The sequence below is a fragment of the Marinobacter suaedae genome (genome assembly GCF_030519635.1).
In the GTDB taxonomy this organism is placed as follows: Bacteria; Pseudomonadota; Gammaproteobacteria; order Pseudomonadales; family Oleiphilaceae; genus Marinobacter; species Marinobacter suaedae.
On the sequence record NZ_JAUMIS010000001.1, the window covers coordinates 321751 to 342044 of the forward strand.

19 protein-coding genes are annotated in these 20294 nt (G+C 56.0%); 3 read left to right on the forward strand and 16 right to left on the reverse strand.

The annotated features are described in order from the left end of the window. Window positions 1-75 precede the first annotated feature (75 nt). Together QVZ43_RS01375 and QVZ43_RS01380 are read left to right on the forward strand one after the other, a co-directional pair. Window positions 76-993 (forward strand): glucosaminidase domain-containing protein, encoded by a 918-nt coding sequence (locus tag QVZ43_RS01375; protein ID WP_302908585.1) that lies wholly within the window; start codon window positions 76-78, stop codon window positions 991-993. A gap of 28 nt (window positions 994-1021) precedes the next feature. After that, a complete protein-coding gene (locus tag QVZ43_RS01380) occupies window positions 1022-1927 on the forward strand; it encodes an acyltransferase (protein WP_302908586.1) in 906 nt (301 codons plus the stop codon). Here the strand turns inward: QVZ43_RS01380 and QVZ43_RS01385 are convergent. The 5 genes from QVZ43_RS01385 to zapE form a co-directional block, all read right to left on the reverse strand. Beyond that, window positions 1924-4605: a LuxR C-terminal-related transcriptional regulator gene (locus QVZ43_RS01385; protein WP_302908587.1), complete on the reverse strand. Its 2682-nt coding sequence runs from the start codon at window positions 4603-4605 to the stop codon at window positions 1924-1926. The two genes, QVZ43_RS01380 and QVZ43_RS01385, sit on opposite strands and share 4 nt — an antisense overlap. A 261-nt stretch (window positions 4606-4866) precedes the next feature. Further along, window positions 4867-6228, reverse strand: a complete 1362-nt coding sequence (locus QVZ43_RS01390; protein ID WP_302908588.1) for a DUF1329 domain-containing protein — start codon at window positions 6226-6228, stop codon at window positions 4867-4869. 33 nt (window positions 6229-6261) lie between these two features. Next, a complete protein-coding gene (locus tag QVZ43_RS01395) occupies window positions 6262-8154 on the reverse strand; it encodes a DUF1302 domain-containing protein (RefSeq protein ID WP_302908589.1) in 1893 nt (630 codons plus the stop codon). 214 nt (window positions 8155-8368) lie between these two features. Then, window positions 8369-9553, reverse strand: coding sequence for a thiolase family protein (locus QVZ43_RS01400; protein WP_302908590.1), 1185 nt, complete (start codon window positions 9551-9553; stop codon window positions 8369-8371). 94 nt (window positions 9554-9647) lie between these two features. Beyond that, entirely contained in the window at window positions 9648-10745 is a 1098-nt protein-coding gene (zapE, locus tag QVZ43_RS01405; RefSeq protein WP_302909626.1) for a cell division protein ZapE, read from the reverse strand. Window positions 10746-10980: 235 nt separating this feature from the next. On the opposite strand from zapE, the gene QVZ43_RS01410 reads away from it, so the two are divergent. After that, window positions 10981-11418 (forward strand): Z-ring associated ZapG family protein, encoded by a 438-nt coding sequence (locus tag QVZ43_RS01410; protein ID WP_302908591.1) that lies wholly within the window; start codon window positions 10981-10983, stop codon window positions 11416-11418. A gap of 4 nt (window positions 11419-11422) precedes the next feature. On the opposite strand, the gene QVZ43_RS01415 is transcribed toward QVZ43_RS01410, so the two are convergent. The 11 genes from QVZ43_RS01415 to QVZ43_RS01465 all read right to left on the reverse strand — a co-directional run bounded on the left by QVZ43_RS01415 (window position 11423) and on the right by QVZ43_RS01465 (window position 20139). Further along, window positions 11423-12166, reverse strand: coding sequence for a Nif3-like dinuclear metal center hexameric protein (locus tag QVZ43_RS01415; protein ID WP_302908592.1), 744 nt, complete (start codon window positions 12164-12166; stop codon window positions 11423-11425). A gap of 69 nt (window positions 12167-12235) precedes the next feature. Then, window positions 12236-13288 (reverse strand): histidinol-phosphate transaminase, encoded by a 1053-nt coding sequence (gene hisC / locus QVZ43_RS01420; RefSeq protein WP_302908593.1) that lies wholly within the window; start codon window positions 13286-13288, stop codon window positions 12236-12238. A 34-nt stretch (window positions 13289-13322) separates the two neighbouring features. Beyond that, window positions 13323-14630, reverse strand: coding sequence for a histidinol dehydrogenase (hisD, locus tag QVZ43_RS01425; protein ID WP_223793981.1), 1308 nt, complete (start codon window positions 14628-14630; stop codon window positions 13323-13325). Window positions 14631-14740: 110 nt separating this feature from the next. Further along, a complete protein-coding gene (gene hisG, locus QVZ43_RS01430; RefSeq protein WP_223793982.1) occupies window positions 14741-15388 on the reverse strand; it encodes an ATP phosphoribosyltransferase in 648 nt (215 codons plus the stop codon). Between the two features lie 28 nt (window positions 15389-15416). Continuing rightward, window positions 15417-16679 carry a UDP-N-acetylglucosamine 1-carboxyvinyltransferase gene (gene murA, locus QVZ43_RS01435; RefSeq protein ID WP_223793983.1) on the reverse strand — a complete coding sequence of 421 codons (1263 nt, stop codon included), beginning with the start codon at window positions 16677-16679 and terminating at the stop codon, window positions 15417-15419. 31 nt (window positions 16680-16710) lie between these two features. Continuing rightward, window positions 16711-16953, reverse strand: coding sequence for a BolA family protein (locus tag QVZ43_RS01440; RefSeq protein WP_223793984.1), 243 nt, complete (start codon window positions 16951-16953; stop codon window positions 16711-16713). A gap of 119 nt (window positions 16954-17072) precedes the next feature. After that, window positions 17073-17387 (reverse strand): STAS domain-containing protein, encoded by a 315-nt coding sequence (locus tag QVZ43_RS01445; RefSeq protein WP_302908594.1) that lies wholly within the window; start codon window positions 17385-17387, stop codon window positions 17073-17075. Continuing rightward, a complete protein-coding gene (locus tag QVZ43_RS01450; protein ID WP_411722665.1) occupies window positions 17384-18010 on the reverse strand; it encodes an MlaC/ttg2D family ABC transporter substrate-binding protein in 627 nt (208 codons plus the stop codon). The genes QVZ43_RS01445 and QVZ43_RS01450 overlap by 4 nt, the downstream gene beginning before the upstream one ends. Window positions 18011-18075: 65 nt before the next feature. Continuing rightward, window positions 18076-18525 carry an outer membrane lipid asymmetry maintenance protein MlaD gene (mlaD, locus tag QVZ43_RS01455; RefSeq protein WP_223793987.1) on the reverse strand — a complete coding sequence of 150 codons (450 nt, stop codon included), beginning with the start codon at window positions 18523-18525 and terminating at the stop codon, window positions 18076-18078. A gap of 16 nt (window positions 18526-18541) precedes the next feature. Beyond that, a complete protein-coding gene (gene mlaE / locus QVZ43_RS01460) occupies window positions 18542-19330 on the reverse strand; it encodes a lipid asymmetry maintenance ABC transporter permease subunit MlaE (protein ID WP_302908595.1) in 789 nt (262 codons plus the stop codon). Further along, window positions 19327-20139, reverse strand: a complete 813-nt coding sequence (locus tag QVZ43_RS01465) for an ABC transporter ATP-binding protein (RefSeq protein ID WP_302908596.1) — start codon at window positions 20137-20139, stop codon at window positions 19327-19329. Before QVZ43_RS01465 ends, mlaE begins: the two co-directional genes overlap by 4 nt. Between the last annotated feature and the right edge of the window lie 155 nt (window positions 20140-20294).

The following is a 20294-nucleotide window of genomic DNA, read 5'->3' on the forward strand; positions in this document are numbered from 1 at the left end:
AGCCTGTGGTCGGGATAACTGCATAAAAGGCAAGAACTGTTATACTTTTGCCTCACCCTTTTCAAGTGAGGCCTTATGTCTTCAGGCACAAAAGCTTTGATGCTGATGGTTCCCCTGCTGGCGTTTGCGGTCGGGGGCGGTTTTTACTCCCCGTACGACGAGATGGGCGGGTTTAACGACCGGAAGCAACATAGCTCACAGCCTCCCCTTCCTGCACTGCCAACATGGGCGAACGCGGATCTACCAGACTTTTCCCAGTACAACGACATCACCGAAAAGAAGGCAGCTTTTTTCTCGTTCCTTTACCCGCGAATTGTGCTTGCGAACTCGCGTATTTTGATGGAACGACACTATCTCGAAACGCTGGTTGGGAAAAGCGATCTCTCTTCCAAGGAACAGCGCTGGCTGGCCAATCAGGCTGATCGCTTGCGGGTTAAAGGCGAGCCCGGCAGCCACCAGTTTTTCCAGCAGCTAAAGCACCGGTTGGACGTTATTCCTCCGTCACTTATTCTTGCTCAGGCGGCGAATGAATCGGCCTGGGGAACCTCTCGCTTTGCCACAGCCGGATTCAACCTGTTCGGCCAGTGGTGTTTCTCTCGCGGCTGCGGACTGATCCCAAAACAACGCAAGGAAGGCGCGCGTCATGAAGTAGCAACCTTCGATTCTCCCTATCGATCGGTCCGCGCCTACATCGAAAATCTGAACCGTCACCATAGTTACGGAACCTTGCGAAAACTCCGGGCCGACAATCGCCAGGATCTGCCCTTGTCAGGCTTCGAGCTTGCTGCGGGGCTGGTGGGCTATTCCGAACGGGGAGAGGCATACATCAACGAAATCCGTTCGATCATCCAATACAATAATCTGAGCTTTTACGATCAGGATTTCAGCCGCGTCATGCAAAACCTGTCGCCTGACCGGTTGCTAAGCATGGCAACGTCCATTTCCGAATCAAACCTGTTACCCGGACAAACCACAACCAAAACCGAAAGCTGACCCCCATAAAAGGACAGAGACCCCGCGCATGCTGTATTTCTTGCCCGCACCTCTGAAGGGTAGCCTTGCTGCCCTGCTGATACTCCTCAACACCCTGCTACTGTTTCCCATCCTGCTGATCGTTGCCATTGCCAAACTGCTTGTGCCGATGAGCGGATTCAGGACTCTATGCACCGTCATCCTGAACCGAATAGCCTGGCTCTGGACCGGATTCAACAACTGTCTGATGGATCTGTTCCACAAGGTCCACTGGGACGTTCGGGGGCTGGAGGAGCTTGATAAGGATCACTGGTATTTCGTCACCTGCAATCACCAGACGTGGGCAGACATTCCTGCTATCCAGTACGTGCTCAACAATCGAATTCCACTGCTCAAATTCTTTCTCAAGAAACAACTGATCTGGGTGCCGTTTCTCGGCATCGCGTGGTGGGCACTTGATTTCCCATTCATGCACCGACACACGAAAGAACAACTGGCCCGCCGGCCAGAACTCAAGGGCAAGGACATGGAAGCCACGCAGGCCGCCTGTGAAAAATTCCGCTATACCCCGGTGACAATTTTCAATTTCATGGAAGGAACCCGCTTTACCGAGGCCAAACGCCAGCGGCAACACTCTCCCTATCGCCACCTTCTAAAACCGAGGGCTGGCGGCACAGCGTTTGTCCTGCAGGCAATGGGAGAAATGATCCACACCATGCTGGACGTCACGATCGTCTATCCGGACGGTAAGGCGGGCTTCTGGGATTATCTGTGCGGACGGATCGATAGGATTGTGATCGATATTCAGACCAGAGAGATTCCGGAGCAGTTTCTGGGCATGGACTACGGGAATGACCGCGCGGTTCGGACCGAATTCCAGCGCTGGGTATCCCAGCTCTGGGCAGAAAAAGACGCCCGCATCGACGAGCTAAAGACAGAGTTGAAAAACGCCTAGAGCAAGCCGAGTTCCCGGGCCCGAACGATGGCTTGAGTCCGGGACTTTACATCCAGCTTCGCATTGATCCTTCGAGCATGGGTTTTCACGGTATGAAGTGAAATATGGAGCTCGTCCGCGATCTCCTGATTCGACAGCCCCTTGGCAATCAATTCAAGAACACCATGCTCGCGATCACTGATCGGTTCAGGTAATACATCCCTGTGGGCGGGAGCAACCTGCAAATCGAAAACTCGACCGAGCGCCAAAGTGAAAGCGCTCTCCTCCAGACGCGGAAAGACCTTCTCCATCAGCGGCCTGAGTTCATGTGCCATCTCGACAAAGGGACTGACAAAGTGCTCTTCCGCAGCTGACTCAACAACCGATTGCAGTATCTTCTGGTCACAACCATCCTCGGCGAGCAACGCGTCCAGAAGGCGCACGTGTATGGCGACCCCTGAGGGCATTCGCTCACCATAGCGGTGCCTGATGTTGCTGAGCTTTTCACGGGCGCCCTCGGCAACCCCTTGTGCCATATCAACACGAACCTGAAGACAATCGAGCAGCCCGGGCATCATCGGAAACAGCTCCGGAATCCGGCCGGCAGAGCGATGAGGCTCCAGCTTCTCAAGCGCCTGCCGGGCGCTCTCCAGTTGCCCCTGAGCCAGCCAACAGCTTGCCTTCAGGGCCTCCAGAACCGGCTCAAAAAACGCCTCATCCACCTGCCAGGCATGCATGGTTCGCTCTGCACGGCCTACCCAGGCGAAAGCCTCCTCGTACTGTCCTGCTGCCCGACACATCAATACCCGAAGCGCCATGGCCATCAGCAGCCCGACATCCCTTGATTGCTCAGCCTGCCGACTGCAGGATGCCAGAAGACAATCTGCTTCCCGGTCACGCCCCTGATGCCAAAGCACCAGCGCGAGACTCAGCTGCAGGCGGGTTTCGCCGATGCGCGCATATCGCGTCAGCTCATGCATGGCTGTGTCGAGCCCCGTCCGCAGAAGTTGCTCCGCGTGTTTCAAGGCCCCTTTGCCAAGTTCAATACCCGCGTGGCCATAGACTGACAAAGCCTCTGATCCATAATCACCGGCTTCACGGGCCAGTTTCGCCGCAATGCGATTGGCTTCCCTGGCTTCGGCAAAACGACCGCAAGCCGACAACGCACTTGAGCGGACCATCTGGGTTACCAGCCGGGCCTGGGCAGACAGTTCATCCTGGGAAAGGGCGCGATCCGCCATATCCAGCGCCGACCCGATCCGGCCTTCCCCCCGCAGAATGAATGCTTCGAGCGCACACAAACGGGCTGAGTAGGAGGCTCTGTCAACCTCGTTGAGGCCGTTGATCAGCGCCCTGGCCCGGCTGAACTGACCACCAATGGCATGCACCCAACTGTAAACAATTCGAAGACGGGGACTACTCTCCAGCAAGTGCTGCGGGAGTGCCTTCCGGAGCTGCAACAGCGACGCCGTATCCTGGCCGAGAAGCAGCGCTTCGGATCCCTCAGACGCGATCTCGATGACCAGTTTCGAATCGCCGGACAGAAGGGCATATTTCAGGGATTCCGGAAACTGGTCCCGTTCACCAAACCACTGACTGACGTAACGCAGTCGCGCCTTCTGCCCCGGTACCTGCGGCGTTTTCAGCCATTCCTTCAGCAAGCCATTCAACCGATACCAGCGTCCGCGACCGGGCACCGCCCGCAGCGGAATGCCGATATCAGCGGCCTGAGACGGCAGGAAATCAACGGGAAAGTCGGGAAATTCTCCGGAGGAAAACAGAGAGTCCGAACTCAGCTCAAGTTCAGCCATCAACTGAAGAGAGCGCTGCTGGAGTCGGGTCAGATGTCCCAGAACAGACTCCTTGAGAAAGCGCTGCACACTGGCGCTATCCAGCAGTGATTGGCGATTCTCGGAGCAAGCGATCTCCCTCCGGTACAAGGCGAGTGGCGCAGGCCAGCCCTCACTTACCTCGTAAAGCTGATCGACGGCTACGCTGGTCAACCGTTCAGACGCCAACAACCGGGCAAAAAACTCAAAGGTTTCGGACCGACTGAAAGCAAACGAATCTACGCCAAAACGGACAAACCGATTTTCAAGCTCAAGGTTATGGGTTTCGAATGGAAGCGCACTGCGTGAAATCAGAACCGCACAGAGACACCGTGGCAGGTCTGCGACCAACTGATGAAGAAGAGCTGTTACCGACGGGTTTGCCAGGCTCTGGACGTTATCCAGAACAAGTGTCTTCGGCTCATCCTTGCCGGACTTCCGCTCTAGCGAAACCAACAGCATGGCCAACACATCGGAGAAGGTTCCACCACTGTGGAGAGCACTTTCCAGCGTCTCTGAGAGGTTAAGTGCGATGGCAAGCAACGTCAGAAACCGAGACGGGGAATTATCCTGACCATTAAGCGTGATCCAGCAGCAATCGTCTTGAGCGGATCGGTGAGTATCGATCGCCCTGGCAACGAGATGGGTCTTCCCGAAACCACAGCCACCCTCAATTAGAATCACGCTACGGGGACGGAGCGCTGCGGCGATAGACTGTTCGAGTTGTGGGCGATCAAGCCATCCTTCTGGCAGCGCCGGAAACTGTATCCGCTGCCTTAGCAGATCCTTGACCAACTCGCCTTTTTGCAGACCGTTATTCGCTGACTGGAACTCATCGTTGGCTGCACAGCCATCATTGAATGGTTTCACTCACTGCCCCGTGTTAACTGCGACACTGGAATGGTCCGAAAGCCTGAAAAAGACATTTCGACACTGAGTTACAACTGGCGACCGGCAACGGGTACGCCTTTAGTATGACAGGAAGGGTAAACCAATTGGCAAGGGGCTGCAAAAAATTGACGTAAAACTATTTTTCTAGGTGGCAGTTTTCTAACAACCCTGGACTTTACTTAAAGAAAAACAAAAAAAGGCGGACATTTGTCCGCCTTTTTTTGTTTCGAGGGTAACGGCTTACCGGGTGCCCGACCGCCGGAGGGCAGCCGGAGTGTATTCCCGGAATCGACGGTCCGCACCAAACTCGTACGCGTTCTCTTCTTCGTTGGTCAGGCCAAGGGCCAGATATCGACCAGACAGAAGATCATAGAGTACTTCAATCGCGTACCAGGGCACGTCATGATCGTAGAACTGGACCGCGTGGGCTTCCGCAACCCGCCACAGCTCACCACGTCCATCGTAATGATCGATCACGGACGCCTGCCAGGTATCTTCATCGATGTAGAAGTCACGCTTGGCGTAAACATGACGCTCACCGTCCTTCAGCGTCGCACGAACGTGCCAGACCCGGTGCAGTTCATAACGGGTCAGTTGCTGATTAATATGACCCGGCTTGACGATCTGATCGTAATCCAGGTCCGGGTTCATCAGTCGGTAGGAGTTGTACGGGATGTACACTTCCTTCTTGCCCACCAGTTCCCAGTTGTACTTGTCCGGAGCACCGTTGTACATATCGTAGTTATCAGAGGTACGCATGCCATCAGACGCGGTACCCGGACCGTCATAGGAAACCTGAGGTGCCCGACGGACACGACGCTGACCAGCGTTGTAGATCCACGCCCGGCGAGGTTCAGCCACCTGGTCGATGGTTTCGTGAACCAGCAGTACGTTACCCGCCAGTCGCGCAGGAGCAGTGATCGCCTGCTTGAAGTAGAAAAGAACGTTGGGATCTTCTCCGGGCTCGTAGTCGCTCAGAGCCGTCCGCCAGGTAAACTCGTCCTGGAATTTAACCACCGAGAAAGCACCACCTTCCGTCGGGGTTACCTGACCGATGGTTCGCACAACAGAACCACCCCGGTAACGGGTAATGTGATTCCAGATCACTTCCACGCCACTTTTCGGAATCGGGAATGGAACAGACTCTACGTAATTGCCGAGGCCGTTACCATCCTTAATCAACTCAACGTTGGTCGCGTTTTCGACTGACTGTTGCTGGATAGGCTCCGGGTAAGCCGCGGTCCGGTGAGTCTCGAAAACCGGCATGACGTAATCGTCATAGCGCTTGATCATGGCAATCTGGCCGGGAGACAGGTTGTCCGCGTACTGATCCACATTGCTCTTATCAATCACGAACTTCGGCTCCTCGCCGGAGAACGGATCAATGTAAGCGCCGCCACTTTTGTAGCCATCCGGCGGCGTATCCAGGCCGCCCGTCCATGCTGGAATATCGCCACCATTGCCAGCCATCTCTGCGCCCATGCGGGTCAGAGAATCGCCGAGCTTGGCCGCTTCTTCGGCAGAAACCGCACCATAGGCCTGACCAGCAAAAACGCTTGCAGCCAGTACACCTGTGGCCAGTAGTTTCTTGTTTAATTTCATTTTCATCCCTCGTAAAACGAATTCTTTCCGGTATTAGAATGAGTAGGAAACACTCACCGTTGCGAAGTCACGGTCTGTCAACTCGTTATACGGCTTACCGCCGAAAAAGTTCGTGTATCCGATATTACCGGTGATCTTGTTCTGGTAGACCGCTTCCATGGAAACACCCAGAGCCTTGCTGCCTTCATTGAACGCACCACCCGGCTGCGGGCTGTAGCCCTGAACATCATGTGACCACGCCAACTGCGGACGGAGGTTCACACCGGCAAACACGTTCGGGTAATCCCACACAAACCGCGCGCGGTAACCCCATGAGAAGTCAGTGGTAAACCCATCATTATTACAGTAGTTGGTATTCAGGTTTGCGCCAGCTTCACAGAGGTCGAATCCGTCGCCCAGTGGCAAAGTGCCGATACCAAAGGTACCAGAACGGCCATAGCGAGCTTCATCGTAATCGGGCAGATCATGGATGTAGGTTGCGCCAAATTCACTGACGAAAGTCAGACGGCTGGCACCCATAACCTGGTCAAAGAACTTGATCAGGGTGAACTGGGCCTGGGACACGTTGAAGCGGTCATAGCCCGCCACGGGTTTACCCGCAAAGTTCGCTCCACCAGTTTCTTCCAGACGCTGTTGCTCCAGCTTGCTCAGCACTTCACCGTTGGGACCACGCTGCTGAAGACCACCAAAGATCAGCTCGAACGCGCTCCACTGCAGAGGCACATTGTCACGGAAGCTATACTCTGCACCCAGCGACCAACCACCTGGCGTGGTGGTGTTGATGCTGACACCGTAAAGGTTGATGTTCTCCGGGTACTCGATGAAGTAACTTGGAAATGCGGAATACGGAAGATCAGGATCGCTATTCTGAGTCTCGCCGGGATCCGAAGGATTGTTCACCAGACCACTGACGTAAGGCAGACGGCTGTTGTACTTGATGTAGTAGAAGCCCAGCTCGGAATCGTTCAGAGCAGGCACATACCAGCGCATGGCCACACCAAACTGATCCTTGGAATCGGCTTCCTTATCACCGATACGCGGAGCGATGAAGCCCTGGGCGTAGGCCTGAGAATCGGGCAACTGGCCGGCCAGCAGTACCGGGCCACAGCCATCGGAAGCAAAATCGTTGGTGGAGAAGAAGGTACCACAATCGTCCGGACGAACCGGCTCCCAATCGGCCTGGACGAAGGTTTCAAGGGTAATGTTCTCGGTCACACCGGCTGACATATAGAACATTTCAACCGGCAGCAGGACGTCCTTCAGTTCGGCACCCGGAGAACGGAAGGCCGGCACGTCAACCGGGTTGATGACGTTAATACCACCCTGAATAAAGGTACTTTCACCCCAGCTCACCACCTGGCGGCCATAGCGCAAGCTCACAGGAACGTTGCCAAAGTACCAGTCGGTGAACACATAGGCATCCAGCAACTCGCCGCCGGACGCGTTGCCCTTTGCTTTTGGGTTCAGTTCACGCTGCTGGCCGACATAATCCACTGCACGGCTTTCGTCTTTCAGTTCAAAGTCGTACCAGTAGCGGCCACGCAACAAACCACCGACACGGGTCAGGACATTGCTGTCAACGTAATAGTCGATGAACAGCTCACTGTTACCCTTGACGATTTTCGAGTAGGTGTCGCCTTTCTCGAAGTTCAGGTTGCCATCGTCGAAGTTATTCGAGGAGGAACCGATGTTCGCCAGGGAACCGCCCGGAGCATATTCTGGCCCAAGGTTACCCGGGGCGATCAAACGCTTGTCGCGATCTTCCATCCGCCAGCCAGCACCCGCTGACAACGTGGTATTGAACTGGTAGTCGACACCCCAGACGCTGCTGCTGAAGGCAAGCGCCTGACCCGACATACCTGCGGCAACCGCGGCTGCCAGTGGCAATTTGGTCCAACGCTGCCATTGATGAGTTTTTCTTGTCATTGGAAGGCTACTCCATTGTTGTTCTGAGTCGCTGCTCTGATTATTGGTGTTCACGATGTATTGGAGGCTTCGTGCACAGTGCTCGTGATGTACGCACTATAGCTAAGGCTGTCGAGGGCTTTGATCAGTCAAAAGTATGATTTTGATATCACCCCATCCCGGCGCCTTTGGATTGCAAGTAAGAAGGCCCGGTTTTAAACCGGGCCTTTATTCATTAAATCAGCTCTATCGCCATGGCGGTGGCTTCACCGCCGCCGATGCACAGGGCGGCGACCCCACGTTTCTTTCCGTGCCGCTGAAGCGCGTGCATCAGCGTGACCAGCAGTCTGGATCCTGTTGAGCCAACCGGGTGACCCTGAGCACAGGCACCACCATGGACATTAACCTTATCCGGATCCAGGCCAAGCTCACGGATCGGCATCATTGCCACCATGGCAAACGCTTCATTGATCTCGAACAGGTCAACGTCCGCCTTATTCCAACCTGTTTTGCCAAGGAGCGTTTCGATAGCACCCACGGGAGCACAGGTGAATTCGGAAGGATGCTGGGACTGAGTGCTGTGACCCACGATCCGGGCAACCGGCTTGAGCCCCCGCTTCTCGGCTTCTGACTCGCTCATCAGAACCAGAGCAGAAGCACCGTCGGAAATTGACGAGGCATTAGCCGCGGTTACCGTACCGTCTTTACTGAAGGCCGGACGCAGGGAAGGAATTTTCTCGATGTTGGCATTGAACGGCTGCTCATCATGCTCAACCACCGTTTCACCTTTGCGGGTTTTCACCGTAACCGGAACGATTTCATCCGCCAGTACACCGTCTTCAATGGCTCGCTGCGCTCGCTTGAGCGACTGAATAGCGTATGCATCCATGTCCTCGCGGGTGTAACCTTTCTTATCCGCCATCTCCTGGGCAAACGCGCCCATCAGACGCCCCGTCTCGGCATCTTCCAGCCCGTCCAGGAACATATGATCCTGAACAGTGTCGCCCGCGCCCATTCGATAGCCTTTACGAGCATTGGGCAGGATATACGGCGCGTTGGACATACTCTCCATACCGCCGGCGACCATGATGTCATTGCTACCAGCCTTGATCAGGTCGTGAGCAAACATGGCGGCCTTCATGCCGGAGCCACACAGCTTGTTGATCGTGGTGGCACCGGTGCTGTCCGGCAAACCAGCCTGGCGCATCGCCTGACGGGCAGGCCCCTGCTTGAGCCCTGCCGGCAGGACGTTGCCCATAATGACTTCCTGCACATCCGCAGGCTGAAGTCCCGCGCGTTTAACTGCCTCGGCGATCGTAATGGCCCCAAGCTCCGGCGCAGACAAAGGCGACAAACTGCCTTGAAAGCCCCCCATCGGGGTCCGAACGCCGCTAACAATCACTACGCTATCGCTACTCATGGATCAATCTCTCTGTCTTTATGTTGTGGGTCGGGACGAACTGCCCGATCGTCCGGTTTAGCAAAGAACCGGAGCGCTGCTCCGGCCAGAAAACTTAGGGTTTATGAGGTGCCTCTAGATATTCATGGGACTGCATTTCCAGCAACCGGGATTCGGTACGCTCAAATTCGAAACTGAGCCGGCCGCCGGCATAGAGTTCGGTGATAGGTGCCGCTGCAGACATGATGACCTTCACGTTGCGGTCGTAGAACTCGTCCACCATGTTGATGAACCGACGCGCCTGATCGTCTTTTTCACCACCGAGGACTGGCACATTGCTGATGATGATGGCGTGGAACTGTCGCGCCAATTCAATGTAATCGTTCTGGCTCCGAGGCCCGTCACAGACATCGGTAAAATCAAACCAGACAACGTCATCGGCGTGCGCCTGAACCGGAATCTTCCGGCCATTCACCTCAATACTCTGACTGTGCTTGCCCGCCTCAAGAGCCAGCGCGTCATAGCTTTTGCGCAAGCTGACATCAGCTTCTGCATCCAGGGGGGAGTGAAACAATTCCGCCTGCTCCAGTGTTCGCAACCGGTAATCAACGCCGCCATCCACGTTCACCACATCGGTATACTTCTTAACCAACGCGATCGCCGGCAGGAAGCGAGCCCTTTGCAAACCATCCTTATAGAGACCATCCGGCACGATGTTGGAGGTACACACCAGCGTGACGCCCCGGCTGAACAGACCGTCCATCAGCGTTGCGAGAATCATGGCATCGCCAATATCGGAGACAAAAAACTCGTCAAAGCAGATAACCCGGGTTTCCTCGGCAAACTTCCGGGACACAAGATCCAACGGGTTCTTCTCGCCCTTCAACTGTTTTAGCTCGTTGTGGACCCGCTGCATGAACCGGTGAAAGTGGACACGCATCTTTCGGTCAAACGGAAGCGACTCGTAAAACGTGTCCATCAGATAGGTTTTACCGCGCCCTACGCCACCCCAGAAATACAGACCCTTAACGGGCTCCTCTTTGCCCTTTTTCAATTTGCGACGCAACCTGGCCATCGCCTTGTTGCGTTCTTCTTCCGCAACAACCAATTTTTCATACAACGCCTGAAGACGACGTACGGCATCTTCCTGGGCAGCATCCTGCTGGAAATCCGGACGCTCAAGATCTTTTTGATAACGCTCCCAGGGAGTCAGATTTGCACTGGCATCTAGTTTGGACATCGCTGCGGTCATTGATTTTTCCAGGATCATAATCATGAAATTTCGGCGCTGTATTGTCTCGCATTTGGGCATTTTTCGCCACGATGCCGCCCCACCGCCAAATTACGACGATTGGCTCACCACAAGGTAATGTGCTGCGAGCGCTCAGGGCGCTATACTCGGAAAACGTGCGAGGTAAAATTCCAGTCAAAAAGGGACGACACAACCTATGGAAAACCTGATTCTGGCAGCCGTTGCCGCGCTCATCGTCGGCATCGTCATTGGGGTCATGATTGGCCGTTCAGGGCAAGGAACCACGCTCCGGCAACGCCGGGCGGAACAGCAGGTCGAAGAACTGCGAAACGAATACACCCGCTATCAGGCGCAGGTGAACGAGCATTTCATGGAATCCGCTCATTTGCTCCGGCGGTTCAATGACAGCTACCGTGACATCAACCAGCACATGGCCAGAGGCGCAAACCGCCTGTGCAACGACGATGAATGGCTGGACGAACTGGGCGACGAAACCGCGAGGAAGCGCCTGGGAGAAGTCGGGGACCGCGATGATGGCGTGGAAGCACCACGGGACTATGCGCCCAAAACCGACCCCAAAGCCTCCGGGACCCTGTCCGAAGACTTCGGGCTGGCGGGAAAAGGCAACGCCTGAATCCTTAAACCGGGTTGTCGCAGTCAATAAACCGGTGCGTCAACCCGAACTCCTTTGCCAAAGCCGCGCCTAATGCCTGGACACCGTATCTTTCGGTAGCGTGGTGGCCCGCCGCAAAGTAATGGATACCACACTCTCTGGCGGTGTGCGTGGTGGGCTCGGATATTTCGCCGCTGATGTAGGCATCCAGCCCAGCTTCAAGCGCCTGATCAATAAATCCCTGCGCGGCACCGGTACACCAGCCCACCCGCTTTATCTCGTCTTTACCTTCACCCACCCAGAGCGGCGTTCGATTCAGCTTTTCAGCGATCCATTCGGCAAAATGAGAGGCTCCCAGCGGCTGTTCCAACTCCCCCTGCCAGACCAGCCCGGCCAGAGGACGAGGATTCCGCAGCCCAAGCACATCCGCCAGCTGCCGGTTATTACCGAATTCCGGATGATCGTCCAGCGGGAGGTGGTAGGCAACAAGGTTGATGTCATGATCGAGCAGCAGCTTCAGACGCTCACGTTTCATTCCACGAACACGGGCATCCTCGCCTTTCCAGAAATAGCCGTGGTGAACAAGAATCATGTCTGCCCCGGCATCAATTGCGGCATCAATCAATGCCTTTGACGCCGTCACCCCGCTGACAATGGTTCGAACTTCGGCCCTGCCCTCAACCTGAAGACCATTCGGACAATAGTCCTGAAAATTGTCTGGCTGAAGCCATTCATCGATCCGGGTCAGAATTTCGTCTCGGGTGATCATGATCTTCTCCTGCCATCAAAGAGCAAAGCCAACATCCCAAAACACCGGCTTTGCTCTGCTCGGATAAGTTTAAAGAGCTGCGAGCCCGTCGATCAGCGCATCGTTCTGGGAGGCCGTTCCGATGGTAATCCGGAGGTACTCACTGATTCTGGGCTTGTTGAAGTGGCGAACGATAATGCCCTTCTCCCGGAGCCCCGTCGCCAGGTGCTGGCCGGATTTGTCGGGATGGCGAGCCAGAACGAAGTTAGCCCTGGACGGCAAAACCTCAAAGCCCTGCTGCTCCAGCGCCTGTGTTACACGCTCCCGCTCGGCGATAACAGTCTGGCAGCATTGCTGGAACCAGGCTTCGTCCTCATACGCCGCCCTGGCTCCAGCCAGGGCAAGCCGATCCAGGGGATAGCTGTTGAAGCTGTTTTTCACCCGATTCAGCGCCTCAATGAGATCGGGGTGCCCGACAGCAAAGCCCACCCGCAAGCCGGCCAGCGCCCGGGACTTTGACAAGGTCTGGGTAACCAGAAGGTTCGGATAGCGATCCACCAGGGTAATCGCACTGGTACCGCCAAAATCAATGTAGGCTTCATCCACCACCACGACACGATCCGGATTGGCGTGCAGAATCGTTTCGATATGCTCCAGCTCCAGGTACCGACCGGTTGGCGCATTGGGGTTGGGGAAAATAACCCCACCGTTGGGACCGGTGTACTCTGCCGGGTCAATCTCGAAGCTGTCCGTCAGGGGAATCTGCCGACTTTCTATGCCATAGAGGCCACAGTAGACCGGATAAAAACTGTAGGTGACATCCGGAAACAGCACCGGCTCCCCGTGCTGGAACAGCCCGTAGAAAATATGCGCAAGCACCTCGTCGGAGCCGTTTCCGAGAAACACCTGCCCGGGCGTGATGCCATGATAGGCCGCAATGGTTTTCCGAAGGCTCTCGCCTTCGGGGTCCGGATACAGCCGCAGGGTATCGTTCAGCTCGGCCTGAACGGCCGCGATAACCTTTGGCGAAGGCCCAAACGGGCTCTCATTGGTATTCAGCTTGATCAGGTTAGCGACCTTGGGCTGCTCCCCCGGCACGTAGGGAACGAGATCATTAACCAGCGGACTCCAGAACTTGCTCATGGCCTTACTGCTCCACTCCAGCGGGGATTAGCATTCACTCTTTGATTCGATATTCCGCAGAACGGGCATGGGCCGTCAGGCCTTCTCCTCTGGCCAACACAGAGGCGATCCTCCCCATTTTATCGGCACCATTGGCCGAAAAACCGATAATGGACGAACGCTTCTGGAAGTCATATACCCCCAAAGGAGAGGAGAAACGCGCCGTACCACTGGTCGGAAGAACGTGGTTGGGGCCTGCGCAATAATCCCCCAGCGCCTCAGCGGTGTAACGCCCCATGAAGACGGCACCCGCATGGCGAATGTTTTCCAACAGGGCTTCCGGCTGCTCCACGGACAACTCCAAATGCTCCGGAGCAATTCGGTTGGACACCTCGGCGGCCTCCGCCAGATCTGCTACCTGAATCAACGCCCCGCGACTGCCGACCGACTCCGCAATGATATCCGCACGCTCCATGGTTGGAAGCAAGCGCTGAATGCTGGCTTCAACGGCATCCAGGAAGCCTTTGTCCGGACTGATCAGGATGGACTGGGCCTGCTCGTCGTGTTCAGCCTGGGAGAACAGGTCCATGGCAATCCAGTCCGGGTCAGTCTGGCCATCGCAAATCACCAGAATTTCGGACGGGCCGGCAATCATGTCGATGCCAACGGTTCCAAACACCTCCCGCTTGGCCGTTGCAACAAAGATGTTCCCGGGCCCGACAATCTTGTCGACCGCCGGAACGGTTTCGGTTCCGTAGGCTAGCGCGCCAACCGCCTGGGCACCGCCAATGGTAAACACCCGGTCTACACCAGCGATCGCTGCCGCAGCCAGGACCATATCATTCACCAGACCATCCGGTGTGGGCACCACCATGACCACCTCGGAAACACCCGCCACCTTCGCCGGGATGGCATTCATCAACACCGATGAAGGATAAGCTGCTTTCCCTCCCGGAACGTAAAGGCCGGCGCGATCCAGAGGCGTCACCTTTTGCCCCAGAACCGTCCCATCGGCCTCTTCGTACTGCCAGGAAGTTTGATTCTGTCGTTCGTGGTAGTCACGAATGCGTTGAGCTGCTGCTTCCAGCGCCAGGCGCTGATCCTGAGGAATGGCCTCAAGCGCCTTCAGCAAGCGATCCTTGCTCATTTCCAGTTCCGCCACAGAGTCAGCCTTGAGCCGATCAAACTGTTCGGTAAATTCCAGGATCGCGGCATCGCCACGGGACTTCACCTGGCTCAGGATATGACGCACTGACTCGTTCACCTGATGATCAACACTGTCGTCCCACGCCAGCAGACGGGCCAGCGAACGGTCAAAATCCTCGTCGGACGTATTGAGTCGAGTGATACTGAGATCAGACATGTATTCAATCCTGCGCTAAATGAGGGAATTGAAGGCGGCCCAAGCACGGACCGTAAAACGGCGTGCCGAAGTCACCGGCACACCCTGAAAAAATCGACAGCAGGCGGCGATTACGCCTCGGCGTGTCGCGACGCCACAGCAGCAGCCATGCGCTCGATTATGGGGTTAATGCGACCGTGTTTCATCTTCATCGAGGCGCGATTCACCACCAGGCGACTACTGATATGCTCAATCAGTTCACGCGCCTCCAGCCCGTTCGCACGAAGCGTGTTGCCCGTATCAACGATATCGACGATTTCATCCGCCAGCCCCAGAATCGGCGCCAGCTCCATCGCCCCATAGAGTTTGATGATATCGGCCTGTCGCCCCTGAGCGGCGTAATAGCGGCGGGCGATGTTCACAAACTTGGTGGCTACCTTTATGCGACCCGACGGAGGCTGACTGCCCTTTGGACCAGCTGTCATCAGGCGACATTGGGAAATCTTCAGGTCCAGGGGCTCGTACAACCCCTCGCCTCCGTGCTCCATCAGTACGTCTTTCCCGGTTACACCGAGATCGGCGCCACCGTATTGCACATACGTGGGCACATCGGTGGCACGGATGATCAGCACCCGCACATTCGGATCGGTGGTAGGGAACACCAGCTTACGGGATTTTTTGATGTCGTCGACCAGCTCAATACCGGCCTCGGCCAGCAGCGGCAACGTTTCATCCAGGATTCGTCCCTTCGACAAGGCGATGGTGATGGAATCTGTCATACGTCCTTCCAGTTTCCCCTAATCTCCGTTATGCCGGCAGCCGGCGGATGCTTGCGCCCAGCAGCTGCAGCTTTTCCTCGATACACTCGTAGCCACGGTCGATGTGGTAGATACGATCAACGATGGTGTCGCCATCGGCTACCAGACCGGCAATGACCAGGCTCGCGGACGCCCGAAGATCGGTTGCCATCACCGGAGCGGCTTTCAGATGATCCACACCTTTGATAATGGCCGCGTTGCCTTCGAGAGTGATATCCGCGCCCATACGGATAAGCTCCTGCAAATGCATGAAGCGGTTCTCAAACACCGTTTCAACGATGGTTCCCGAGCCTTCTGCCACGGTATTCATCGCGGCGAACTGCGCCTGCATGTCTGTCGGAAATGCGGGATACGGTGCAGTGCGCAGACTGACTGCCTTGGGCCGATTGCCCTTCATGTCCAGCTCGATCCAGTCCGGACCGGTGGAAATATGGGCGCCCGCTTCATTCAACTTGAGCAACACCGCTTCAAGCAGGTCCTCACGGGTATCCTTGAGTTTTACCCGGCCACCGGTTGCGGCCGCAGCCACCAGGTAGGTTCCGGTTTCGACCCGGTCAGGCAGCACGTCATAATGGCATCCGTGCAACCGCTCGACACCATTGATCTCTATGGTCGCCGTACCGTGGCCTTTAATGTCAGCACCCATGGCAATCAGACACTCGGCAAGGTCGACCACTTCCGGTTCACGGGCGGCGTTCTCCAGAATGGTTTTGCCGTCAGCCAGGGCGGCGGCCATCATCAGGTTCTCGGTGCCGGTTACGGTTACGGTGTCCAGGAAGATATGAGCGCCCTTGAGGCGACCATTGGTCTTCGCCTTGATGTAGCCGTTTTCAACCTTGATGTCGGCCCCCATCATCTCTAGACCGTGGATGTGCAGATCCACCGGGCGGCTACCAATAGCGCAGCCACCTGGCAGTGAAACCTCGGCTTCGCCAAAGTGTGCGACCAGCGGCCCCAGAACGAGAATGGACGCACGCATGGTTTTCACCAGCTCATAGGGCGCATGGAACTGCTTGATGGTATTGGCGTGAATCTCAACACTCATCTTTTCATCGATCAGCAGCTCCACCCCCATGCGCCCCAGCAACTCCATCATGGTCGTCACATCATGAAGGTGCGGCAGGTTGCCAACAGTAACCGGCTCGTCAGCCAGAAGTGTGGCTGCCAGGATCGGCAGTGCAGCGTTCTTGGCACCGGAAATCCGGATTTCGCCATCCAGGGGCTTACGCCCCCCGATCATTAGTTTATCCACGGTAATTATCCTGTTCTGTCGGTGCTGGGGATCAGCCCTGTCGCTCGGCCCATTCAGACGGAGTATAGGCTCTTGGATGCAGTGCGTGGATGGTGCCATCCATGACTTGCTGGAACAGCGCCTTGTTGATCATCTGCTGCCGTTTGATGGTCGGCAGCCCTTCAAAGACATCACCCACCACAACGACCAGGTAATGAGTACCGTCGACCTGCACCTGAACTTCACAGCCGGGAAACGCAGCTTCAACCAGTGCGGTAGCTTCGGTGGCATCCATAACTAAATCCTCGGGCGTTTTGAAAAAATCAGGGGCGGGATTGTAACCAATTACGTTGCGCGGGTCAGCTTTAGCGTCATGAGATGGAAGGAAAGTAACCCGCAAAGACAGACGTCACATCAGGCCGTTTCGAATCCGGGGATTTGCCTGTCCAGATTGCTCAGCGCCGCCAGTGACCTTAGACGGTCACTGGCGTTTTGAAAGGTCAGCGTTGCGCCACTCTCTCCAGCTGCTCTTTGCCAGCACAGAAGCATGGAAAGCACCACACTGTGGGCCGCCTCCAACCCTGCGAGGTCGACGGCCAGAGGTGACCGGGCCGAACGAATCAGGGCCTCGCCCCGGGATCGCAACGACATAACGGTCTCAGCATTAACCTCGCCGGCGACGCTCAGTGTCGTACCGTTCAGCGTCACGCTCGGCACTGCGAGACTCACGACTTATCAACTTCCTCTTCGAGGTTCAGTGACTTCACCGCATCGCCCCAGTCATCAATCACAACATCGACCTGACCGCGATTTTGCTCCATTTCCTGGGCAAAACGGTCGCGGAACGCAAGGCCGATATTCACACCTTCGACGATCACGTTCTCCATCAACCAGACACCTTCGCCGGATTTATACATGGAGTAGGTCACCGGATAGCGGTTACCAGAAGCGGTGATCACCTCCATCTGAACCGAGGCCCGATCTTCATCGCGGGGATTTATCACCGCTTCATTCACCTCGATACTGAAATCCTCGGTATTCACCAGCGCCTGGGCGTAGCTGTCAAACAGGCTGCGCTTGAACTTGGCGACGAATTCATCCCGCTGCTCGGGGGTAGTCTGGCGAGCGTAACGCCCCATTACCCGGGCTGCGATCCGGCGAAAATCAACAAACTCCTCCAGTGAGGCGTCCATGCTGGCATAGAATGCCTCCGGATCTGACTCGTAAAGCCCCCGCTCCTGGTTGAGCTGTGCAACCATCTTCTGGGTTTTTTCATCCACATAGCTTCGAAGATCCTCGGCAGCATCAGCCTGTGCCGCACTGGCAAACGCCATTACCAGAAAAAGCAGCATCAGAAAGCGTTGTGTCATTCCGAACATCGAATTCTCCTTCATAAATAAAATTCCGTCGTACTGGCTCATCGGCCAGAAGCAAAATTGCTGATCATCCGCTCAAGGTTCATGGCCGACTGCGTAGAGTAGAACGTATCGCCTTCTGCCAGAGACTCCATGTCGCCGCCAATCGATATATCAATGTACTGCTCACCGAGCAATCCGGATGTACGTATTACGGCTGAACTGTCTGCCGGAATGTTGTCCACATCCGAGCGAATCGCCAGGGAAACCCGAGCCTGGAAGGTTTCCGGCTCAAGCGTGATGGAATCGATCGAGCCAACCGTCACACCCGCCATCGAAACCCGCCCGCGGGGCCGCAAGCCGCCAATGTCATTGAAATTGGCATACACGGTGTAGGTGTTCCCGGCCGACTGCAAAGACAACCCGCTAACCTTCAAGGCCAGGAACAGCACCGCAGCGAGACCGGCAATCATAAACAAACCCACTGCAATTTCCATCGTTCTCTGTGTCATCACTTACACCCGATACTCAATACCCAAACTCACCGAACATGATTGCGGTGAGCACGAAATCCAGCCCCAGCACGGCCAGAGACGAGTAAACGACCGTCTTGGTGGTCGCTGAACTGATCCCTGCCGACGTCGGCACGCAGTCGTAGCCCTGGTACACCGCAATCCACGCACATACGAAACCAAACACCACACTCTTGATTACACCGTTCAGTACGTCTTCCCTGAAATCCACGGAGGACTGCATATTCCCCCAGAAGGAACCTTCGAACACACCGAGCCATTCGACACCAACAAGCATGCCGCCGACGATCCCCACCATGGAAAAGATCACAGCCAGTACCGGCATTGCCAGGAAGCCCGCCCACAGTCGAGGGGCAATGACACGCCTCAATGGGTCAACCCCCATCATTTCCATACTGGACAGTTGCTCGGTTGCCTTCATCAAACCAATCTCCGCCGTCAGTGCAGACCCTGCCCGACCAGCAAAAAGCAACGCCGTTACCACCGGCCCCAGTTCACGAACCAGAGTCAACGCAATCATCTGACCAATTGCCGCCTCGGAACCGTAGTCGCTAAGAATCGTATACCCCTGCAGCCCCAGAACCATGCCGATAAACAGGCCAGACACAACCACTATCACAAGGGACAGCACTCCAACCGAGTAGAGCTGCTTGATAAGGAGGGGAAAGCCGGTTGCCGGCCGGGGAACGCCTGCCAGCACACCAAACAGAAACTGACCGGCCCGCCCAAGGGAGGCAACCACATCCAGCCCCTGACGCCCAAGGGCGGCCACACGCTCGATCATGCACCGCCCCCTGCCAGGCCGAGATCCGCGTCCAGCCCGCTCGCCTGATAATGGAAGGGAACCGGGCCGTCGGGTTTGCCCTGTAAAAACTGCTGAACCTGTTCCGAGGGGTGGGACTGAAGCTCATCGGGCTCGCCCTCCCCGATCACCTTGCCATCCGCCACAATACAGGCGTAATCGCAGATACTCAGGGACTCCGCAACATCGTGAGACACCAGAACGCTGGTCATCCCCGCGGCCCGATTCAGATCCCGGATCAACTTCACCAGAACGCCCATGGCAATCGGATCCTGACCGGCGAAAGGTTCGTCATACATAATCAATTCGGGATCCAGTGCAATACTGCGGGCCAGGGCCACACGACGAGTCATGCCTCCAGACAGCTCAGAGGGCATCAACTGGCGCGCGCCCCGGAGACCAACCGCTTCGAGCTTCATCAGGACGATATCGCGAATCATATCTTCCGGCAGGGAGGTATGAACGCGTAATGGAAAAGCCACGTTCTCGTACACATTTAAGTCGGTAAACAGTGCGCCACTTTGAAACAGCAGGCCCATTTTTTCCCGCAATTCATACAACGCTCGCCGCTTAAGGCCCGGAACCTCCTGGCCAGCCACCTGAATGCTGCCCGAATCCGGCTTCAACTGCCCACCGATCAGGCGCAAAAGTGTGGTCTTACCAGTTCCGCTGGGCCCCATAATGGCGGTAATCTTGCCGCGCGGAATATCCAGCGACACGCCATCGAAGATTCGTCGCCCAGCGCGGGAGAAAACAACATTCTGCAGGGAAATATACGCAGGCGATTCCATGGCCTTTACCTTTGTGGGAGCGGCAGCATGCTGCTGCTGGGGCACGAAGCTCAATCCCTTGAACAAAAAACGGGTTGTATCTGAAGGTCAGTTTGCCCGAACATACCTCAACCGAACAGCGTCGATGTATGAAAATGATATACTGAACAGTCGAC